The following is an 18,288-nucleotide window of genomic DNA, read 5'->3' as shown; positions in this document are numbered from 1 at the left end:
ATAGGATTACCAATCCTAAGTGGCTAAGGGTTATGCTGTCACCGCAATATCTACGGGGTAGGACTTGGAATCGAGTTCCTCACCTACACAGAAGATAAGTTGTCAAGGTTCAGTTGTTACTGTTCCTTGTCTTCTATACGCCAGGTTGTTATACTAACTTTCAGAAGAACGAATCGCACCCTTTAAACTCTAGGACAAACATTTACGCTAAAATTTTAAGGATAAACCTATTTTAACACATTAAATATTAAACTGACAACCTATTATCTAAAAGCCGCCCGGTCGTGCGGGGAACCTTAAACCCAAGTTTTCGGTAAGACAGGAGACAAGGCCGGAACAGTTTGTCTTCTCTGAGGGATTCAGGTAGAAACCTCTACTCTGTCAAAGTTCAAATCCAATCTTCCTCATCCCCTTTGTTTACCTCCCGTTCTCCGTTTTCATCCTGGGCGGGGGGCGTAATAATCCGATAATTGACATCGTAAACTTGATCGGCTTTTTCCCCGCGAGTCTGTTTGGCTGTGCGGTAACTATAGGAATAAACTGAGCCAGTTTGAGAACTGTCCTCTGGAGGCTTGACAAAATTCGCTTTTTCCTCATCGGCAACCCTAGGCGGAAATTCTTCCCGATCCTGAATGGTCGTCGGTTTTTCGGGGGGTGTATCAAAATTCCAATCATCACCGCTATCTCTTTCCCAATCGTTACCCCGTGCAGACGGAGTAGTATCCTGAATATAGGTAGGTCGGGGAGATGGGGGTGGGACTGTAGGATTATTCGCTATACGAGGGGAAGCTTTTGGGGCAGCCAAAGGACGACCAAAACTATAGAGAAATTGCAGGGTTAAACCACTGATAATTCCCACTAGGGTGAAAAGTAACACCCAGACCGCTAGGGGTAGTTTTACCGTCATAATACCGCCAAAAAAGACCAAAGTGATCGCCCCCAGATTCTGCCAGATCAGTAATCCGCCCACAGCGATCGCAAATAAGACCATAATCCAGCCCATTTTTACCTCCCTTGATTCAGTGATCAGTGATCAGTAAACAGTGATCAGTAAACAGGTATAAAGATAAAGATAACTAACTAATTAACTTAAAACTTAAAACTTACATCTGATAACTGATAACTTACCCACTGATAACTGATAACTGATAACTGATAACTGATAACTGTCAATGTCCTTGCCAGCGATTAATGGCCACACAATCGATATCTAACTGATCGAGGGTACGAGCGATGACAAAATCGACCAAATCCTCGATCGATTGGGGATGGTGATACCAGGCCGGTATTGCTGGCACAATTCTAACGCCCGCCTCGGCCAAAGTAGTTAAATTACGCAGATGAATTAAACTAAAAGGGGTTTCTCGCGGCACTAAAACCAATTTTCTGCCCTCCTTAATCTGCACATCGGCCGCTCTTTCTAGCAAATCGGAACTTAATCCCCCCGCTAATTTGGCCACTGTACTCATGCTACAGGGAATAATTACCATACCAAGGGTACGATAGGAACCACTGGCGATCGTTGCCCCCACATCACCCCAACGATGACAGCGTAGTTTTCCCCCTTCCATCACCCCGCATTGGCCGCGCCAAAATTGTTCTTGCAGCTCCGGTTCTGGCGGCATCCGCATATTATCTTCCGCTTGCCAGACAGTGTAAGCTGATTTGGAGGCCACTAGATCGATCGTGTAGTCGGCTAAAAGTAGATATTTGAGAGTACGGACGGCATAAATCAGTCCTGATGCCCCCGTAACGCCCAAAATTAGCGGTTTAGATAATTCCTTCAAGCTCTAATTCCTCGATCAATTGTAATCCTCTCGGGTCGCCCACTTTTAATAAAGCACCCCTAGCATCTTCCTTGACACCTAAATCCTCATCTTCCACCAAGGCCTCGATCAAAGCATCGATCGCCGTGGCATAAATCACATTTAAGGGCAATTCTCGGCATAATTGACCGATCGACCAAGCGCAATTACTCCGCACCGCCGCAATTAAATCTCGGCGCAATCCTTCAATTAAAGGCGGCAACACGGTGATTATATCTTCATAATTGACCTTGGCAATCTGGGCCAAACTACTGGCGGCCCATAATCGCACCGCCGAAATATCAGTTTTAAGAGCATGAACCAAAGGCTCGATCGCTCTGGGATCAGCACAGTTACCCAGGGCCCAAACTACCCCTTTTCTGACGTAACCATTCCAATCTCTGGCCAGTAAATCGATTAAGGGTTCCACAGAGCTAAGACTGGGATTTCTACCCAAAGCGTAGGCGACACTGACACGCACTAGGGGACAGACATCGTTTAACATCTCTAGTAAAGGAGCGATCGCTCTTTCGTCACGCAATTCACAAAAGGCGCGAGCGGCGATCATCCTCTCGCTGACATGAGCAGAAGTAAGCAATGAGAGCATTTCCTCCGGATCGGGGGGGATTTCCGCTGCTTGATCCGGATCGCTCCCATCGAGAGGATTATTTAAGGAATTGCTAGAGTCTAGGATTTCATTGTCGTACATACTTGTTAGATTATCTTAATCCGTGACCGCTCACGTCAAGCCCAAAATCAAAAAGTGGTTGCGGGTTGGGGGAGACTTTTCAGTGATCAGTGATCAGTAATCATACTAAAGCTGGTTATTAAAGACTGATTATTTATTCCCCTTTTTGCCTGAGTGCATGAGTAGAAAACGGGTTTCTCGGAGAAACCCGTTTTCTGTGCGTTACTGTGAACTGAAGACTCTAATTCGAGCGAATATCTGCGGCCCATATCATCACTTATAAGCTAAGACGCATTCTCACCGCCTATCCTTGCATTTACAAAACCTAGCAGATTAGAAAGTAAATACAGGGCAAATTTTGTTTTTTTTAGATGCCAAGACGCGGATTTGAACCGCGGACACGAGGATTTTCAGTCCTCTGCTCTACCAACTGAGCTATCTCGGCGTTTTTCAGTCCTTTCTCAATATAGCACGCCCTCGAAATAATTGCAAGGTTTTTTTCTAAAAAGTTTTCTGCTTGACTAGATTGGCAAGGTGAGGGTAAAAGTGGTGACAGCATTGGCACTGGTGACATCGATGGTGGCATTCAGGGGTTTAATCAGTTTGTGGACTAAAGCTAAACCTAAACCGGTGCCACTGTAGCGCCAGGGATCGTGGTGAGGAATGCGATAAAAAGGAGCAAATATTCTTGATAATTCCTCTGGAGCGATTTCTACTCCTGAATTACTCACACTAATTAATATTTGCTCGTCTGCACGCCAGACATTTACCCTAATTATCCCTTGTTCTGGGGTATATTTAGAAGCATTGGTCAGTAATTCCGCTATGATGCGTTCGATATCACAAAGATTGCTGTTAATCTCTGGTATATCCCCATCTATATCTAAAATTAACTGCTGTTGTCGCTCGCGGGTGAGAGTGCGAAAAGGTTCCACTAATAAGGGTAGCCAAGAAAGTAAGTCGATTGTTTCGAACGCTGGGGGTTCGGTTTCCGCATCCAGATAGGTTAAAGTCAACAGATCATTAACTAACTTACTCTGACGTTGAGATTCAATGTTAAGAATTTGCAACAGTTCACCGATCGAATCCTGTGGATCAATCTCGATCCCTTGATATTCCAGGAGACTTTCTAGGGTTTCCACCGCTAGACGAATGCTGGTAATCGGGGTTCGCAGTTCATGGGAAAGGGTTTTCAGGAATTCGCTTTTTAATCTTTCCAGTTTTTCTAATTCCCTCACTTGTGCTTGGGAAGATTCGTAAAGTCGCGCCTGGCGAATAGCGATCGCACATTCGGTGGCAATATGTTGAATCAAATTAGTTTCTAAGGAGTTAAAAATCTGATTAGCTGGTCTAATTAGCCAAATATTGCCCAAAAAACCCTGATCGTCAAAGATAGGACAAGCGCAACGGTTAACACGACAGATTTGCGGATTGCCAAGGGGAAGACGATCAACAAATTGTAAAATTTGTTTGTGCAGCAGCGGTTGATAGATTTCGGGAAAATCGCTAATTTGACGGCTAATTCCCTGACAGATCAACTCTTGAGTGGTATATTCGTGGACAATAGTGGCTTGGCTGCGACTGGGATTGTAAAGCTCAATTTGGGCCCGTTCTACGGGTAAAACCTGGACTAATTCCCTAGTGGTGGTTTGCAGAATATGATTTTCATCGAGACTATCGCGAATTTTTTCGGTAATCCGTCCGATTAATGCTTCATACTTCAAAGTCATCTGCAATTCGGCGGTTCTTTGCTGAACCTCCGATTCTAAGGCAGTATTCAAGCATTTTACCCGTTGGTGCAGTTCTGCTTGTTGAATGGCAATTCCCACTTGAATGGCTAATTGTTTGAGCAGATCGATTTCTTGGGATTGCCAAGAGCGGGTTTTTTGGCAATTTTGGGCAATTAGTAACCCCCAGAGTTGGTTATCGCAGATAATTGGCACCACCAAGTTAGCCTGTACTTGCAAAGAGGTGAGTAGGCTGCGATAACAGGGATCAAGTCCCGAATTATGGACATTTTCAATAACTTGAATTCTCCCGCGACGATAATTTTCCAGACGTTCTGGGGATAAATTAAAACAGGGATCCTGGATGCTGTTTCCTAAGACGGAATTAATCCTCACAGTATGGGATTCCACCACAATCATGCCACTATGATCGGGGAATAAACGATAAATTAACACTCGATCGCAGTTGAGAAATTGTCGCACTTCTTTAACAGTTCTTTGCAAAATGCGATCGAGATCCAACGATTGTCGGATTCTTTCCTGCATTACCCCCAGTAGTTGTTCCCGTTCTGCTTGTAATCTTAAAGCTTCTTCGGCCTGTTTGCGTTCGGTGATATTGGTACTGGTTCCCACCAAACGATAGATACGCGCATTGTTATCCCGTAGGGGTGTTAAAGTTGTCAGCCACCAGTAGGGTATATTTTGAAAAGGTAAATACTGTTCGTAGGAAATAGTCGTTCCGTAACGCACACAATCACTATAGTGTTGCCGCACACTGCGCGCATCATCGGGGGGAAGGATTTGTTCGGGAGTTTTGCCTTTAATCTCTGATGAACGCAATCCTGTCCAGCGTTCATGAACGGGGTTTGCTCCCACATAGCGAAAATCTCTATTTTCCAGCACGTCCACTACAAAAATCGACGCTTGCACGGAATTAAATATACTACGCAGAAACTGCTCGGAATACTCCGCTTTTAGCTGTGTATCTAGCTCGATCTCGATTTCTGATGGCTGCTTTTCCATAAGAGCCTCCCATTGTGCTAATTGGTGGATTTGGATCGATAATCACAAAATCGTTGGCTACTCCTAGGGCGATTTAACAATTTCTTTAGATTCTCGCACGAATTTTCCCATCCGCTGCCGATTTCGATATATTTCTTTGCAAAAACGAGAAAGCAACCCCAATATACTGAGATCGCTTATCAGTTATCAGTTATCAGTTATCAGTTATCAGTTATCAGGTTTAAGTTTTAAGTTAAGTAGCTAGACACAATTAATTACACATATCTAACTACTTCTTCCATGAGTGCCTATGCTCACCAAGAAGTTAAGTGGGTGGGTGGAATTAAATATAAGATGAAGGTAGGTTGGGTTGAAGCATGAAACCCAACTCCCCCATGGGTTGCGCTACCGCTAACCCATCCTACAAATAATTGTGCCTCCCTACTTAATTTTGTCCTATTACTTATCAAATACAGCGTTTCTCATCAAGAGGAAGCATAACCTAATTTGGTATCGACGACCGGCTCTCCAAAAGGAGAACTTCCTACCTCACCATGAAGATAACTGCTTTAATTAGCCAATTATATATGTTATTTTCAGTGATCACTGTTCACTGATTACTGATTACTGATCACTGAATTTAGGCTTCTTGGTTGACAAAAGGCAATAAAGCCATTAAACGGGCCCGTTTCACCGCTTCCGTTAAATCTCGCTGTTGTTTAGAAGTTAAACCGGTGATACGTCTAGGCAGAATTTTGCCGCGTTCGGTGATGAATTTGCGGAGGAGTTCGGTGTCTTTGTAGTCAATCGGTTGACTGGGGGAGATGGGAGAGAGACGTTTACGATAGTAGCTCATAGATTTGTAAAGATTGCTTGACTTTTTAACTAAAGTGTGTTTACTTAATTTCCTTGTGGACGGTGTGCTTATTGCAGTGGGGACAGTATTTCTTGATTTCCAGTCTGCCGGTGGTATTGCGGCGGTTTTTGCTGGTGGTGTAGCGAGAAACGCCGGGGGTACGCTTATCGGGATTACTGCGGCATTCCGTGCATTCTACAGTGATGATTAGGCGAACGCCTTTTTTACTAGCCATAACAACAGGGGATCGGGTAAATTTACACGCAATCGATCATTATGACATATCTGAGGCTTTTTAGGCAAGAGCAGCCGGGACACCGGCGAGGAATTGTCGGCTGAAAAGTTGATTTTGAGATGAAATCCAGCACAAAAAAGCTAGAATAATCACAGCAGTTGGCGAGGATGAGGAAAAATGACGGGAAGATTGGGTAAACCGATTTTAGTGACGGGGATAGGCATTACCATCGCTTTCACCCTGGGGGAAACTCTCAATAGCAGACTGAGCGAAATCGGTTCATGGGGTATTTTCGGTGCGATTGCTCTTGGTGCTGGTATCTGGTTTTGGCAAAAACCCAACACGAAAATCGATTTTTCACCTCCCACTCCCCTGAGTCTAGAAAAGGTTAAACAAGCGATTAGCAAGGCCGAGAAGATAATTAATTATCTGGCCAACGAAGACCCCAATCAAGACTTAACCCCACTCAAAACCAGTTTAACCCAATTAAATGAAGAATTTAGTCGCCAAGACCTGAAAATTGCCATTACCGGTGCTAGAAAAACTGGTAAAACTGCCTTAAAAAAACTACTAGAAAGCGGCAACTTTGGGGAATCTATCGCTTTTCTGGAAACGGAACCGCTTCTAACTTTCGACTCCACCGCTAACCAGAAAAAAGCTCTGGCAGCCGACCTAGTTTTGTATCTCATCAATGGGGATTTAAGCGATTCCGAATGGCAAATACTCCAGCAATTCGATCGAATGCACCAGCGTGTTATCCTGTTACTGAATAAACAGGATCGTTTACCTGCCGAAACCAGAGAAGAAATTCTCCTTTCCCTGAAACAAAGACTGAAAGAAACTATTCCCGCTCATCATATTTTAGCCATAGCCGCTGCCCCTGAACCCCTAAAAGTTCGTCAACATCAAAGCAATGGAGAAATCAAGGAATGGACGGAACCCCAAACCGTGGTTATCACTCCTTTAGATAATCATCTCCGACAAATTATCGAACAAGAAAAGTCCGAATTAGTTCTGGGAACTATCTGGAGACAAGCGCTCGAATTAGCCAAGGAAACCAAACAATTACTTAATCAATCCCGACGCAAAAAGGCTTTACCTGTTATCGAACAATACCAATGGATAGCTGCTACTGCCACTTTTGCTAATCCTCTTGCGGCCCTAGATTTAGTTTTAGCGGCAGCCACTAACGCTCAAATGTTAGTGGATTTAGGGGCAATTTATCAACAAAAAATGTCCCTTGAACAGGCAAAAACAGCCATGACTACCCTGGGGAAAATGATGGTACAATTGGGCATGGTAGAAGTGACAACCCAAGCATTAGGAACGATTCTCAAGGGAAATGCGATTACTTATATTGCCGGTGGTACAGTGCAGGGAATCGGGGCAGCCTATTTAACTCGTTTAGCTGGTTTAAGTTTAGTTGAATATTTCCAAGAACAGGAAATTAACGAGCAACTGAATAATGATTGGAATTGGACGAGTTTGCAGAATAAAGTTAAACAGGTCTGGGAACAAAATCAGCGCCTAGCATTTTTACAGGATTTTGTCAAGCAAATGAGCGCTCGTTGGTCGGCATTTTCTGGTTAAAAAATCTATAGCAATTTCCATAGTTGTGAAGTACAGAGTCTTAGGTTTTGAGGAGTCAGGATTCAGGATTCAGGATTCAGGATTCAGGATTCAGGATTCAGGATTCAGGATTCAGGTTTTAGGGTTTTAGGGTTTTGGGGTTTTAGGGTTTTAGTTCAATTTCCCCACTTCCCCCCGCAACGCGCACGAAGTGGTCACCCCACTTCCCCCCGCAACGCGCACGAAGTGGTCACCCCACACCCCACACCCCACACCCCACACCCTGTCCCCACGAAAAACTTTTTCAGCAGACCCTAGTTAAGAACTGGGAAAAGGTAAATGCTGACGCAGCACATCCCAGCGTGAACAATCCCAATAATCGATATGAGAAATAATCAGATTATTGTCATCGAGAGTTAATTCACTGCGTCCAGAAATAGCGATGCGAGGCCGCCAAGGTAAAGGGGTTGTCCAGTGCAATGTCCAACGGGTATTAATAATATTTCCCTGCTGTTCAATTGCGTGGACATCCATCTTGATAGCTTGAAACCATTGACTCATAAAACCAATCATTTCCCGATAGCGTTTAATCCCCCGAAATTGATTGAGAGGGTCTTGAAAATAAACGTTATCAGCATAAATTTCATAGGTTTGATCAATAGGAAATCTTTGATAATCTTGCTGCAAAATAGCGATAATATCCATAAAATAACCAATTATTCCCGATAGCTATTGTCTTTTTTCACTACTTAAAATATCACTCCCGTCAAACTAAAGGGACGGACTTCGGTAATTTTAACCTTAACAAATTTGCCGCGCAATTCCTCAATATTTCCCGTAAAGAAAGTTAAGCGATTACCCCTAGTTCTTCCCATAACTTGACTAGCATCTTTAGGGTTAACGTCTTCCACTAAAATTTCCTCAATTCTGCCTAAATATCTTTGGGAACGTTCAGCAGCTTTTGTCGCCACTAAATGATTTAATCTTTGTAAGCGATCGCTTTTTACCTGCTCACTTAATTGATTATCCCAAATAGCGGCCGGAGTACCGGGACGGGGAGAATAGGCCGCCGTATTTAATTGATCAAAACCAATCTCATCGACTAATTTTAAAGTATTCTCAAACTGTGCCTCTGTTTCTCCCGGGAATCCGACAATCGCATCGGCACTAATGGCAGCATCCGGCATTAAATTGCGAATATTAGCAATAATTTGTCGGTATTTTTCCTGAGTATAGCCCCGTTTCATGGCCTTGAGGATATCATTATCCCCCGATTGAAAAGGGATATGAAAATGTTCACAAACTTTAGGTAATTCCTGACAAGCTTTAATCAAACGTTCGGTAAAATAGCGGGGGTGACTGGTGGCAAAACGGAGACGTTCAATGCCGGCCACATCGTGAATGTAGTAGAGTAAATCGGTGAAATTGTGCAGATGTCGGCCGCTTGCGGTTACTCCGGGTAAATCCCGTCCGTAGGCATCGATATTTTGACCTAAAAGGGTGATTTCTTGATAACCCTGTTGTCCTAATTGTTCCATTTCTGCTCGAATTGCCGCAGGAGTGCGAGATTGTTCCACCCCGCGCACCCCCGGAACCACACAATAGGTACAGCGTTCATTACAACCATAGATGACGTTCACCCAAGCGGTAATATTACTATCCCGGCGCGGTTTGGTGATATCTTCCATGATGTGGATGGGTTCGGTAGCCACCACCTGGGAACCGTCAAAAACTTGTTGTAATAAGTCTCCCAAACGATTTGCGTGTTGGGGACCGATAATTAAATCCACTTCGGGAACCCGTCTTAATAATTGTTCCCCTTCCTGTTGGGCCACGCAGCCAGCGACAACTAAAGTAAGATTAGGTTGAGTTTGTTTGCGTTTAGCCTGTCTGCCGAGATAGGAATATACCTTCTGTTCCGCATTATCGCGAATTGTACAGGTATTGTAGAGGATTAAATCGGCTTCGTTGGCATCCTCAGACCATTGAAACCCCAAATCTTCTAAAATACCCGCCATGCGTTCGGAGTCAGCTTTATTCATCTGACAACCAAAGGTGGTGATATGGTAACGACGTGGGGACTTATTCATGATGTAGGCCACAGAAACAAGAGTGCAGCTTTCTATTTTAGGCTATTTATCCTCTGACTAGAAAAAAGCGGTCGGCAGGATTCAGTTATCAGTTATCAGTTATCAGTTATCAGTTATCAGTTATCAGTTGACTGAGAAAACACCCCACACCCCACACCCCACACCCCCCCGATGTCGGGGGGTTGGGGGGGTCACACCCCACACCCCACACCCTACACCCCATTTCCCAGAAAAAGCATACTCAGCCATACAAGCAAAGAAAAACGAAACTTTTGCTTTGAGGATATCTCCTGACTGGTAGGATAAAAATGAACCATACTAGGCAGTTTAACCTCCACGCCGCCGAGGCCACACCTTTAATCATCAAAGGAAAAGTATTTATATGTCTAAAAATCAAGTGTTCGACTTTTTCGCCTTAGCCGCTAAAAACGAAGAATTGGGTCAAAAAATGCGTTCAACCCAAGATCCTCAGCAATTACTAGAGATAGCTCGCTCCCAAGGCTTCGATTTCTCCCGTCCGGAATTAGAAGCGGCACTTAAATCCTTGCACGAGAGTCCCGACTTTTTCCAAAAGTTAGCTCATGCAGTCTTAGAAGTTTTCAGTCCTAACCACGATAATTATCCCTCGATCGGTGTCCAACCCTACGAAGGTGAGATCGATCGCTAGAATCAGTGATCAGTTACCAGTTACCAGTGATCAGATGTGAGTTTTCAGTTCACTGATTACTCAGGGTAAGCGCATCTTAACAATCCTTGACAAAATGAACTTTAGGTGAGTTGCTTACCCTGAGAGCGATTCAGCCATATTTGAGGAGAATTGGCCATCTCAATTGTTAAGCAAAAATCGACCAAATGGGTCGATTTCGTAACTATACAGCAAACGGCTCACAAAATTGGCTAATTGTCAATAGCGTTTGAGATGCTCTCACCCTGACTGATTACTGTTCACTGTTTACTGATCACTGTTTACTGGACGGCTACGCCGTGCCTTTGGCAACACTGACAAAGGCTCCCCCACTCCCCAACCCCAGCCGTATATAGTATAAAAAAATTATAAAAAAGCCGAAATCAGCGAAAAATAGGCTTTTATCTGCCAGTAAATCCGGCAGAGACAATCGAGCTGCCAAGAGAGAAGTTAAAGGGCAAATGCAGTCATAGCAAAGGTTTTAGCTGTCAATGTCCTGAGAATTGCTGAGTCTGATGAGCGAAGTAAAGGAATGATTAACTTTCGTTAACCGGAAGATGAGAAATAATCATAATGTTTTATATTGTCAAAGGTGTCATAGTTTCCTATGCTTTTTTTAGGTTGATAATTTTGCCTGACTCGTCAAATTTTTACCAACCAGCCCTAGAAAATAAAATTAGTGGATGAAAACGGTCACGATCGAGATAAAATTTAGGATGGTCTTACCCCCACCTTGCCACGATCCCGACTGCCACCAAAGCTAGAGCAGGAAAAGTAACAAGGAAAGAATTTGACTGAAACAAAGTTGATAACGCTAACGAGATTAATAGTTTAGTTTGGCTTGACAAGCGAGGAACAAAAAAATGCCAATTGCAGTAGGAATGATTGAAACCCTAGGATTTCCCGCCGTTGTGGAAGCGGCCGATGCCATGGTCAAAGCCGCCAGGGTGACTCTAGTGGGTTACGAAAAGATCGGTAGTGGTCGCGTCACTGTCATTGTCCGGGGAGACGTTTCAGAAGTGCAAGCTTCTGTGGCTGCCGGAGTGGAAAACGCCAACCGGGTTAACGGAGGACAAGTGCTATCTACCCATATCATCGCTCGTCCCCACGAAAACCTCGAATACGTGCTGCCCATTCGCTACACCGAAGAAGTAGAGCAATTCCGCAGCTATTAAACACCGTTGATCGGGGTCAGCATCTATAGAGTCGAAGAAAGCCAACCATTAGGAGACAAAAATATTATGTCAATTGCAGTGGGCATGGTGGAAACCTTGGGTTTCCCAGCCGTCGTCGAGGCGGCTGATGCCATGGTAAAAGCCGCCCGCGTAACCCTAGTAGGTTACGAAAAAATTGGTAGTGGTCGCGTCACCGTCATCGTCCGGGGGGACGTTTCGGAAGTACAGGCCTCCGTATCGGCGGGGACAGAAGCGGCATCTAATCGTGTTAAAGGTGGTCAAGTTCTCTCGACCCACATCATCGCCCGTCCCCACGAAAACCTCGAATTCGTTCTTCCCATTCGTTATACAGACGCCGTGGAACAGTTTCGTGAAAGTGTTAACCCGCAACCTTTAAGACGAATCTAGAGCGCAACTAACTTTTAGTGTAAACAAATTCCATGCAAATTGCCAAAGTTTGCGGAACCGTCGTTAGCACCCTGAAACCTCGCAGTATGACGGGAGTGAAACTTCTGCTTTTGCAATTCATCGACGCTCAAGGGCAACTTTTGCCTAAATACGAAGTAGCGGGTGATATTGTCGGAGCGGGGCTTAATGAATGGGTGCTAGTGTCCCGGGGAGGAGCGGCTCGGATCGAAGACGGGCAGAACAATCGCCCCCTTGACGCGATGGTGGTGGGGATTATTGACACTATAACCGTAGAAAATCGCACCCTCTACAGCAAGAGGGACGAATTTCGTCAATCCGGTTAAACATCGATAGGACCCAAACACAGTTAATTAACAACCAGCCAGCCAAATTCAGTATGGAGGAAGACTAACTATGGTCGTCCGCACAACGGCGGCTAGTCCGAAAAAGCGGACCAAATCCCCAGAGGAAACGCGCATAGACGAGAGTGCCAAAGTCCACACCTTCCCTAACCTCAGTGGCGCTATCGAGATCGGGGCGCGAGTGGTGATCGCTCCGGGGACTTCCATCCGCGCCGATGAGGGAACCCCCTTTCACATTGGCGACGACAGCAAAATTCAGGACGGGGCAATCATCCACGGTTTAGAAAAAAGCCGTGTGGTGGGAGATGACGGCCGAGAATATTCAGTGTGGATCGGCCGGGGCAGCTGCATCACCCACATGGCACTCATTCACGGGCCGGCCTATGTGGGCGATCGCTGTTTTATCGGTTTTCGCTCCACCGTCTTTAATGCTCGCATCGGGGCCGATTGCATAGTCATGATGCACGCCCTCGTTCAAGACGTGGAAATCCCCGCCGGTAAATTCGTGCCATCCGGTTCCGTGATCACCAGCCAACAGCAGGCTGATCGCTTACCCGATGTCACAGAAATCGATCGAGCCTTCACTCGTCACATTGTCGATATCGACCTCGCCCCCAGCGTCCCGATCAAAGCCCAAAGCCCAGCGACTCCGCCACCGGCAGCCGCTATAAACATCGCTAATGAGACGCTATATAGAAATTCGGTGACACCTATGAGTTTAAATACAAACATTCGAGCGCAGGTTCGCTCCCTCCTCTCCCAAGGCTACAAAATCGGGCTAGAATACGCTGACAAACGCCGCTTTAAAACCAGTTCTTGGTTAAGTGCCGGCTTTATCGACGGCAGCCGCGAAGAACAGGTATCCCAATCCCTAGAAGCCTCCCTGAGAAACCTACAGGGCGAATACGTCCGCCTGATCGGAGTCGATCCCGCCGCTAAACGGCGCGTACTGGAAATGATTATCCAACGCCCCGAAGACACCCCGGGAGAACCGGCCCGCACCACCACCGCCGTCCACGCCGGCCATAGCAACGGTAACGGCAATTCTGACCTGTCGGTACAAGTGCGTTCCCTGCTGGCCCAAGGGCTGAAAATCGCCACCGAACACGCGGATAAACGCCGGTTTAAAACCAGTTCTTGGTTAACCGGGCCGGCGATCGAAACCAAGGGCGAAGCCGGCATCGTTCGCGATATCGAAGCGATCGTGGCGGAAAATAGCGATGAGTACGTCCGTCTGATCGGGATCGACCCGCAGGCGAAAAAACGCGTCGTCGAAATGATTATTCACCGTCCCGGTGGCACCTCCGCTAGTAACGGCAGCGGCCAAACCAGCAGCTACAGCAGCCCCGCCAGTAACGGAGCCAGTTATAGCAGTAGTGGTAGCTTAAGTGGGGAAACGATCGCTCAAATTCGTTCCCTGCTCGCCCAAGGCTACAAAATCGGCACCGAACACGCGGATAAACGCCGGTTTAAAACCAGTTCTTGGCAGAGTTGCGCTCCGATCGAAAGTAATCGCGAATCTGATGTGATTATTGCTTTGGAAGATTGTTTACGGGAACATAGCGGCGAATACGTCCGCTTACTCGGTATCGATGCTAAAGCTAAAAAACGGGTTTTAGAAACGGTGATCCAGCGTCCCGATGGTTCGGTGGCTAGTAATGGCAACGGTAAAACCGCCGCCGTTGCTGAACCGAGTTTCAAAAGCTATGGTTCCGGTTCCTCCGGCGGCGGTACTGCCACTTTAACCAGTACCTTAACTGCGGAAACGATCGCTCAAATTCGTTCTTTGTTGAACCAAGGTCACAAAATTGGCAGTGAACACGCGGATAAACGTCGTTTTAAAACCGGTTCTTGGCAAAGCTGCACCCCCATCGATAGCAGTCGCGAATCCGATGTGGTGGCCGCTTTAGAAACCTGTCTGCGCGACCATCAAGGGGAATACGTTCGTCTGATCGGGATTGACTCCCAAGCAAAACGTCGTGTTCTCGAATCGATTATTCAACGCCCTTAATTTCAGGACTCGGCGATCGGTGAACGGAGATAGGTGTTAGGTGTTGGTGGATCGGGAAAAATACCTGAAACTCTAACCCCTACCCCCTAACCCCTGATCACTGATCACTGATCACTGAGTAACTGTCAATTATGTCCTTACCCCCTGTTCAACCTATTAGCCGCTCGGAATTCTATATTAATGGTGATGTAACCATTGATGAGAGTGCGATCGTGGCTGCGGGGGTGATTCTCCGAGCAGCCCCCAATAGCCGAATAATTATCGGTGCGGGTGCTTGTCTGGGTATGGGAACGATTCTAACCGCCTATCAGGGTGTTATTGCTATCGGTGCCGGGGCAATTTTAGGTACAGGAGTTCTAATAGTCGGTCAGGGTGAAATCGGTGAAAATGCCTGTATCGGTTCAACCACAACGATTTTTAATGCTTCTGTGGCAGCGATGTCGATCGTGCCGTCCGGTTCCCTGATCGGAGATACTTCCCGTCAAATTACCATCGAGGTGTCAGCAACCCGATCGGAACCAGAAAGACCCCCTCTACCGGAACCAGAACCCGTAGTCAGTCAAGTGTCCCCAGGCCCGTCCGTGGAGGAAATGGTCGCCGAAACCGTGGCCAGTCCTTGGGATAGCGAGGAAATGGTCGCCGAGGCCAGTCCTGCGGAAACCAGAGAACAAGCATCTACTACTAACCGACCGAATCAAGCATCGGTGGTCGGAAAAGTCTATATCAATCAGTTATTGGTCACGCTATTTCCAGAACGTCATCGTTTTAATGGCAACAATAACCTTAATTCTTGAAGGGGAAAATAATCGTTCACAAGCCAAAAATCTCAACAATAATTACTGAGTAATTAGACCTAATTTATCTAGAGTTCACTGCTGTCTAACTGTCCTCTAGGTACTGGGTATAATTGCTTAAAAATCTAATTCATCTTTAGCGATTGCCGACATTTTTTGAGGTTGTAATTATTGATAATCTTCCTCAATTAAAGAGTAGTTTTAATCGCTCAAAGCCTGATGAGCAGAAGTTTCTGTGTGTCAATCAGGTAAATTTTTGTTGATTTTTTTGTGTTTTTGTAGAGATTGTCAAAGTTAGATGACGAGAGATTAAAGAAACTAATCTCCCCGAGAAAAAAAACCAATTAAAATTTTAGGGATAGAGAAAAAAATGATCAGAATAGGGTAAAGTTCGTGTTAAGATGATCAGTTGAAAAAAACATTAGTGAAAATTGCTCCCTAACTTCGCTCCTAGCAGCAGGGGACAGGAGCTTAAGAAAAATCTATGTCGGTTGACGGCGAGATTTTACAGGTGCGACTAATCATGCAGTTTATGGAGGAATAATCCCAATGGTGCAAGCCAAATCCAAAGGTTTCCAGGCCGGCGTAAAAGACTACCGCCTGACCTACTACACCCCCGACTACACCCCCAAAGATACCGATCTACTAGCTTGCTTCCGGGTAACACCCCAACCCGGAGTTCCTCCTGAAGAAGCAGGTGCGGCAGTAGCGGCGGAATCTTCCACAGGTACCTGGACCACCGTTTGGACCGATAACTTAACCGACCTCGATCGCTATAAAGGTCGTTGTTATGATATCGAACCCGTACCCAACGAAGATAACCAGTTCTTCTGTTTCGTTGCCTATCCTCTAGATCTATTTGAAGAAGGTTCCGTCACCAACATCCTCACCTCGATCGTTGGTAACGTTTTCGGTTTCAAAGCTCTACGCGGTCTCCGTTTAGAAGATATCCGTTTCCCCGTCGCTTTAATCAAAACCTTCCAAGGTCCTCCCCACGGTATCACCGTTGAACGGGACAAATTAAACAAATATGGTCGCCCCCTACTCGGTTGCACCATCAAACCTAAACTCGGCCTTTCCGCTAAAAACTACGGTCGTGCCGTTTATGAATGTCTTCGCGGTGGTTTAGACTTCACCAAAGACGACGAAAATATTAACTCTCAACCCTTCATGCGTTGGCGCGATCGTTTCCTCTTTGTCCAAGAGGCGATCGTTAAATCCCAAGCAGAAACCAACGAAGTTAAAGGACATTACTTAAACGTAACCGCTCCTACCTGCGAGCAGATGATGCAACGGGCTGAATTCGCCGCCGAAATCAAAACCCCCATCATTATGCACGACTACCTCACCGGTGGTTTCACCGCTAACACCACCCTGGCGAAATTCTGCCGCGACAAAGGGTTACTGCTCCACATTCACCGGGCAATGCACGCGGTTATCGACCGTCAGAAAAATCATGGTATCCACTTCCGCGTTTTAGCTAAGTGCTTACGTCTCTCTGGTGGTGATCACCTGCACTCGGGAACCGTTGTCGGTAAACTCGAAGGTGAACGCGGAATCACGATGGGTTTTGTTGACCTGATGCGTGAAGACTATGTAGAAGAAGATCGCGCTCGTGGTATTTTCTTCACCCAAGACTACGCTTCCTTACCCGGGGTAATGCCGGTTGCTTCCGGTGGTATCCACGTTTGGCATATGCCGGCGCTGGTGGAAATCTTCGGTGACGATTCCTGCTTACAGTTCGGTGGTGGAACCCTCGGCCACCCCTGGGGTAACGCACCGGGTGCCACCGCTAACCGTGTGGCTCTGGAAGCTTGTATCCAAGCTCGTAACGAAGGTCGCTCCTTGGCCCGCGAAGGTAACGACGTTATCCGGGAAGCTTGCCGTTGGAGTCCTGAACTGGCTGCCGCTTGCGAACTCTGGAAAGAAATTAAATTCGAGTTCGAGGCTATGGATACCCTCTAATACAGCCCTTCAGAAGGTTGTTAGCAGTTATCGGTGCAAAATAATGCTGGGGACTTGCCCAAAATCGGCAAGCAGTCGCTAGAATTTCAACACTGATAACTGTCTAGCCAATAACTGAAAACTGTATAAAATGTATCCGAAAAAAGTTGTTCAAGATACCGCGAAAGTCTTACAAAGTTACCTAACTTACCAAGCGGTTCGCACGATTATCGATCAATTATCAGAAACTAATCCGACTTTAGCTATTTGGCTGAGTCACTATACTTCTAGCCATTCCATTCAGGATGGCGAGGCCTATATTGCGGGGTTAATGACTGAGAATAAAGAGTTAGTTTTGCGGATCATGACGGTAAGAGAACATTTAGCCGAACAGGTTTTAGAGTTCTTGCCAGAGATGGTAAAAACGGGAATTATTAATGACAATACCGAACATCGTCGGCAACTTTTGGAACGTCTCACCCGTACTGCTATAAGTCAACCAGAGACATCGGAATTAAATCTCGATGTTGATGATCTACCCAACCCATAAGGAATCAAGAAACCCATGAAAACTTTACCTAAAGAGAAGCGTTACGAAACTCTCTCCTACTTGCCCCCCCTCACCGATCAACAAATTGCTAAACAAATTCAATACATGATCGATCAGGGTTATATTCCTGCTGTGGAATTTGAAAAAGATCCCAAACCCGCAGATTATCATTGGACGATGTGGAAACTGCCTTTATTCTCTGTTTCTGGTCCCCAAGAAGTTCTTAATGAAGTTCGCGAGTGCCGCACTGAATATTCTGATTGCTACATCCGCGTTATCGCTTTTGACAACATCAAACAATGTCAAACCATGAGCTTTATTGTTCATAAACCCAATGCTGGCCGCTACTAATTTGGCTGTCATCTAATTATTAACTGTTGAGGGGGG

At 45.8% G+C, this 18,288-nt stretch carries 18 protein-coding genes and 1 tRNA gene; 10 read left to right on the top strand and 9 right to left on the bottom strand.

What is annotated here, in order from left to right; translation table 11 throughout:
- Positions 1-388: 388 nt before the first annotated feature.
- The 7 genes from O9324_RS15355 to rpmG form a co-directional block, all read right to left on the bottom strand.
- Positions 389-1,003: a LapA family protein gene (locus tag O9324_RS15355; RefSeq protein WP_288140626.1), complete on the bottom strand. Its 615-nt coding sequence runs from the start codon at positions 1,001-1,003 to the stop codon at positions 389-391.
- A gap of 166 nt (positions 1,004-1,169) precedes the next feature.
- Positions 1,170-1,787 carry a flavin prenyltransferase UbiX gene (locus O9324_RS15350; RefSeq protein WP_288096370.1) on the bottom strand — a complete coding sequence of 206 codons (618 nt, stop codon included), beginning with the start codon at positions 1,785-1,787 and terminating at the stop codon, positions 1,170-1,172.
- Complete coding sequence (locus O9324_RS15345) at positions 1,771-2,514, bottom strand: HEAT repeat domain-containing protein (RefSeq protein WP_002770723.1); 744 nt, start codon at positions 2,512-2,514, stop codon at positions 1,771-1,773. The genes O9324_RS15350 and O9324_RS15345 overlap by 17 nt, the downstream gene beginning before the upstream one ends.
- A gap of 351 nt (positions 2,515-2,865) precedes the next feature.
- Positions 2,866-2,938 (bottom strand) — tRNA-Phe (locus O9324_RS15340).
- A gap of 76 nt (positions 2,939-3,014) precedes the next feature.
- A complete protein-coding gene (locus O9324_RS15335; RefSeq protein WP_288140625.1) occupies positions 3,015-5,243 on the bottom strand; it encodes a sensor histidine kinase in 2,229 nt (742 codons plus the stop codon).
- A gap of 619 nt (positions 5,244-5,862) precedes the next feature.
- Positions 5,863-6,078: a 30S ribosomal protein S18 gene (gene rpsR / locus O9324_RS15330; RefSeq protein ID WP_002770735.1), complete on the bottom strand. Its 216-nt coding sequence runs from the start codon at positions 6,076-6,078 to the stop codon at positions 5,863-5,865.
- A gap of 40 nt (positions 6,079-6,118) precedes the next feature.
- Entirely contained in the window at positions 6,119-6,313 is a 195-nt protein-coding gene (gene rpmG / locus O9324_RS15325) for a 50S ribosomal protein L33 (protein WP_002734724.1), read from the bottom strand.
- A 177-nt stretch (positions 6,314-6,490) separates the two neighbouring features.
- On the opposite strand from rpmG, the gene O9324_RS15320 reads away from it, so the two are divergent.
- Positions 6,491-7,903 (top strand): slr1306 family protein, encoded by a 1,413-nt coding sequence (locus tag O9324_RS15320; protein WP_287627396.1) that lies wholly within the window; start codon positions 6,491-6,493, stop codon positions 7,901-7,903.
- Positions 7,904-8,200: 297 nt separating this feature from the next.
- Here the strand turns inward: O9324_RS15320 and O9324_RS15315 are convergent, their stop codons facing one another.
- Entirely contained in the window at positions 8,201-8,587 is a 387-nt protein-coding gene (locus O9324_RS15315) for a C6orf136 family protein (RefSeq protein WP_288140624.1), read from the bottom strand.
- A 44-nt stretch (positions 8,588-8,631) separates the two neighbouring features.
- Positions 8,632-9,972, bottom strand: coding sequence for a tRNA (N6-isopentenyl adenosine(37)-C2)-methylthiotransferase MiaB (miaB, locus tag O9324_RS15310; protein ID WP_288140623.1), 1,341 nt, complete (start codon positions 9,970-9,972; stop codon positions 8,632-8,634).
- 382 nt (positions 9,973-10,354) lie between these two features.
- On the opposite strand from miaB, the gene O9324_RS15305 reads away from it, so the two are divergent.
- From O9324_RS15305 to O9324_RS15265, 9 genes are all read left to right on the top strand, one after another.
- Positions 10,355-10,639 carry a Nif11-like leader peptide family natural product precursor gene (locus O9324_RS15305; protein ID WP_002741693.1) on the top strand — a complete coding sequence of 95 codons (285 nt, stop codon included), beginning with the start codon at positions 10,355-10,357 and terminating at the stop codon, positions 10,637-10,639.
- An 881-nt stretch (positions 10,640-11,520) separates the two neighbouring features.
- Positions 11,521-11,832, top strand: a complete 312-nt coding sequence (locus O9324_RS15300; protein ID WP_002734613.1) for a carbon dioxide-concentrating mechanism protein CcmK — start codon at positions 11,521-11,523, stop codon at positions 11,830-11,832.
- A 66-nt stretch (positions 11,833-11,898) separates the two neighbouring features.
- Positions 11,899-12,240, top strand: coding sequence for a carbon dioxide-concentrating mechanism protein CcmK (locus O9324_RS15295; RefSeq protein ID WP_002741689.1), 342 nt, complete (start codon positions 11,899-11,901; stop codon positions 12,238-12,240).
- Between the two features lie 32 nt (positions 12,241-12,272).
- Positions 12,273-12,584 (top strand): beta-carboxysome shell vertex protein CcmL, encoded by a 312-nt coding sequence (gene ccmL / locus O9324_RS15290; protein WP_002734360.1) that lies wholly within the window; start codon positions 12,273-12,275, stop codon positions 12,582-12,584.
- A gap of 70 nt (positions 12,585-12,654) precedes the next feature.
- Positions 12,655-14,613, top strand: a complete 1,959-nt coding sequence (locus O9324_RS15285) for a RuBisCO small subunit-like domain-containing protein (protein ID WP_287627393.1) — start codon at positions 12,655-12,657, stop codon at positions 14,611-14,613.
- A 131-nt stretch (positions 14,614-14,744) separates the two neighbouring features.
- Positions 14,745-15,407, top strand: a complete 663-nt coding sequence (ccmN, locus tag O9324_RS15280) for a beta-carboxysome scaffolding protein CcmN (protein ID WP_287627392.1) — start codon at positions 14,745-14,747, stop codon at positions 15,405-15,407.
- A gap of 549 nt (positions 15,408-15,956) precedes the next feature.
- Positions 15,957-17,372, top strand: coding sequence for a form I ribulose bisphosphate carboxylase large subunit (locus O9324_RS15275; protein ID WP_002753365.1), 1,416 nt, complete (start codon positions 15,957-15,959; stop codon positions 17,370-17,372).
- A gap of 130 nt (positions 17,373-17,502) precedes the next feature.
- Positions 17,503-17,901, top strand: coding sequence for a RuBisCO chaperone RbcX (gene rcbX / locus O9324_RS15270; protein ID WP_002732424.1), 399 nt, complete (start codon positions 17,503-17,505; stop codon positions 17,899-17,901).
- A 15-nt stretch (positions 17,902-17,916) separates the two neighbouring features.
- A complete protein-coding gene (locus O9324_RS15265; RefSeq protein ID WP_002741682.1) occupies positions 17,917-18,252 on the top strand; it encodes a ribulose bisphosphate carboxylase small subunit in 336 nt (111 codons plus the stop codon).
- Positions 18,253-18,288: the final 36 nt, after the last annotated feature.

The sequence above is a fragment of the Microcystis sp. LE19-84.1B genome (assembly GCF_027531875.1).
In the GTDB taxonomy this organism is placed as follows: domain Bacteria; phylum Cyanobacteriota; class Cyanobacteriia; order Cyanobacteriales; family Microcystaceae; genus Microcystis; species Microcystis panniformis.
This window is presented reverse-complemented; position numbering and strand designations above follow the sequence as displayed.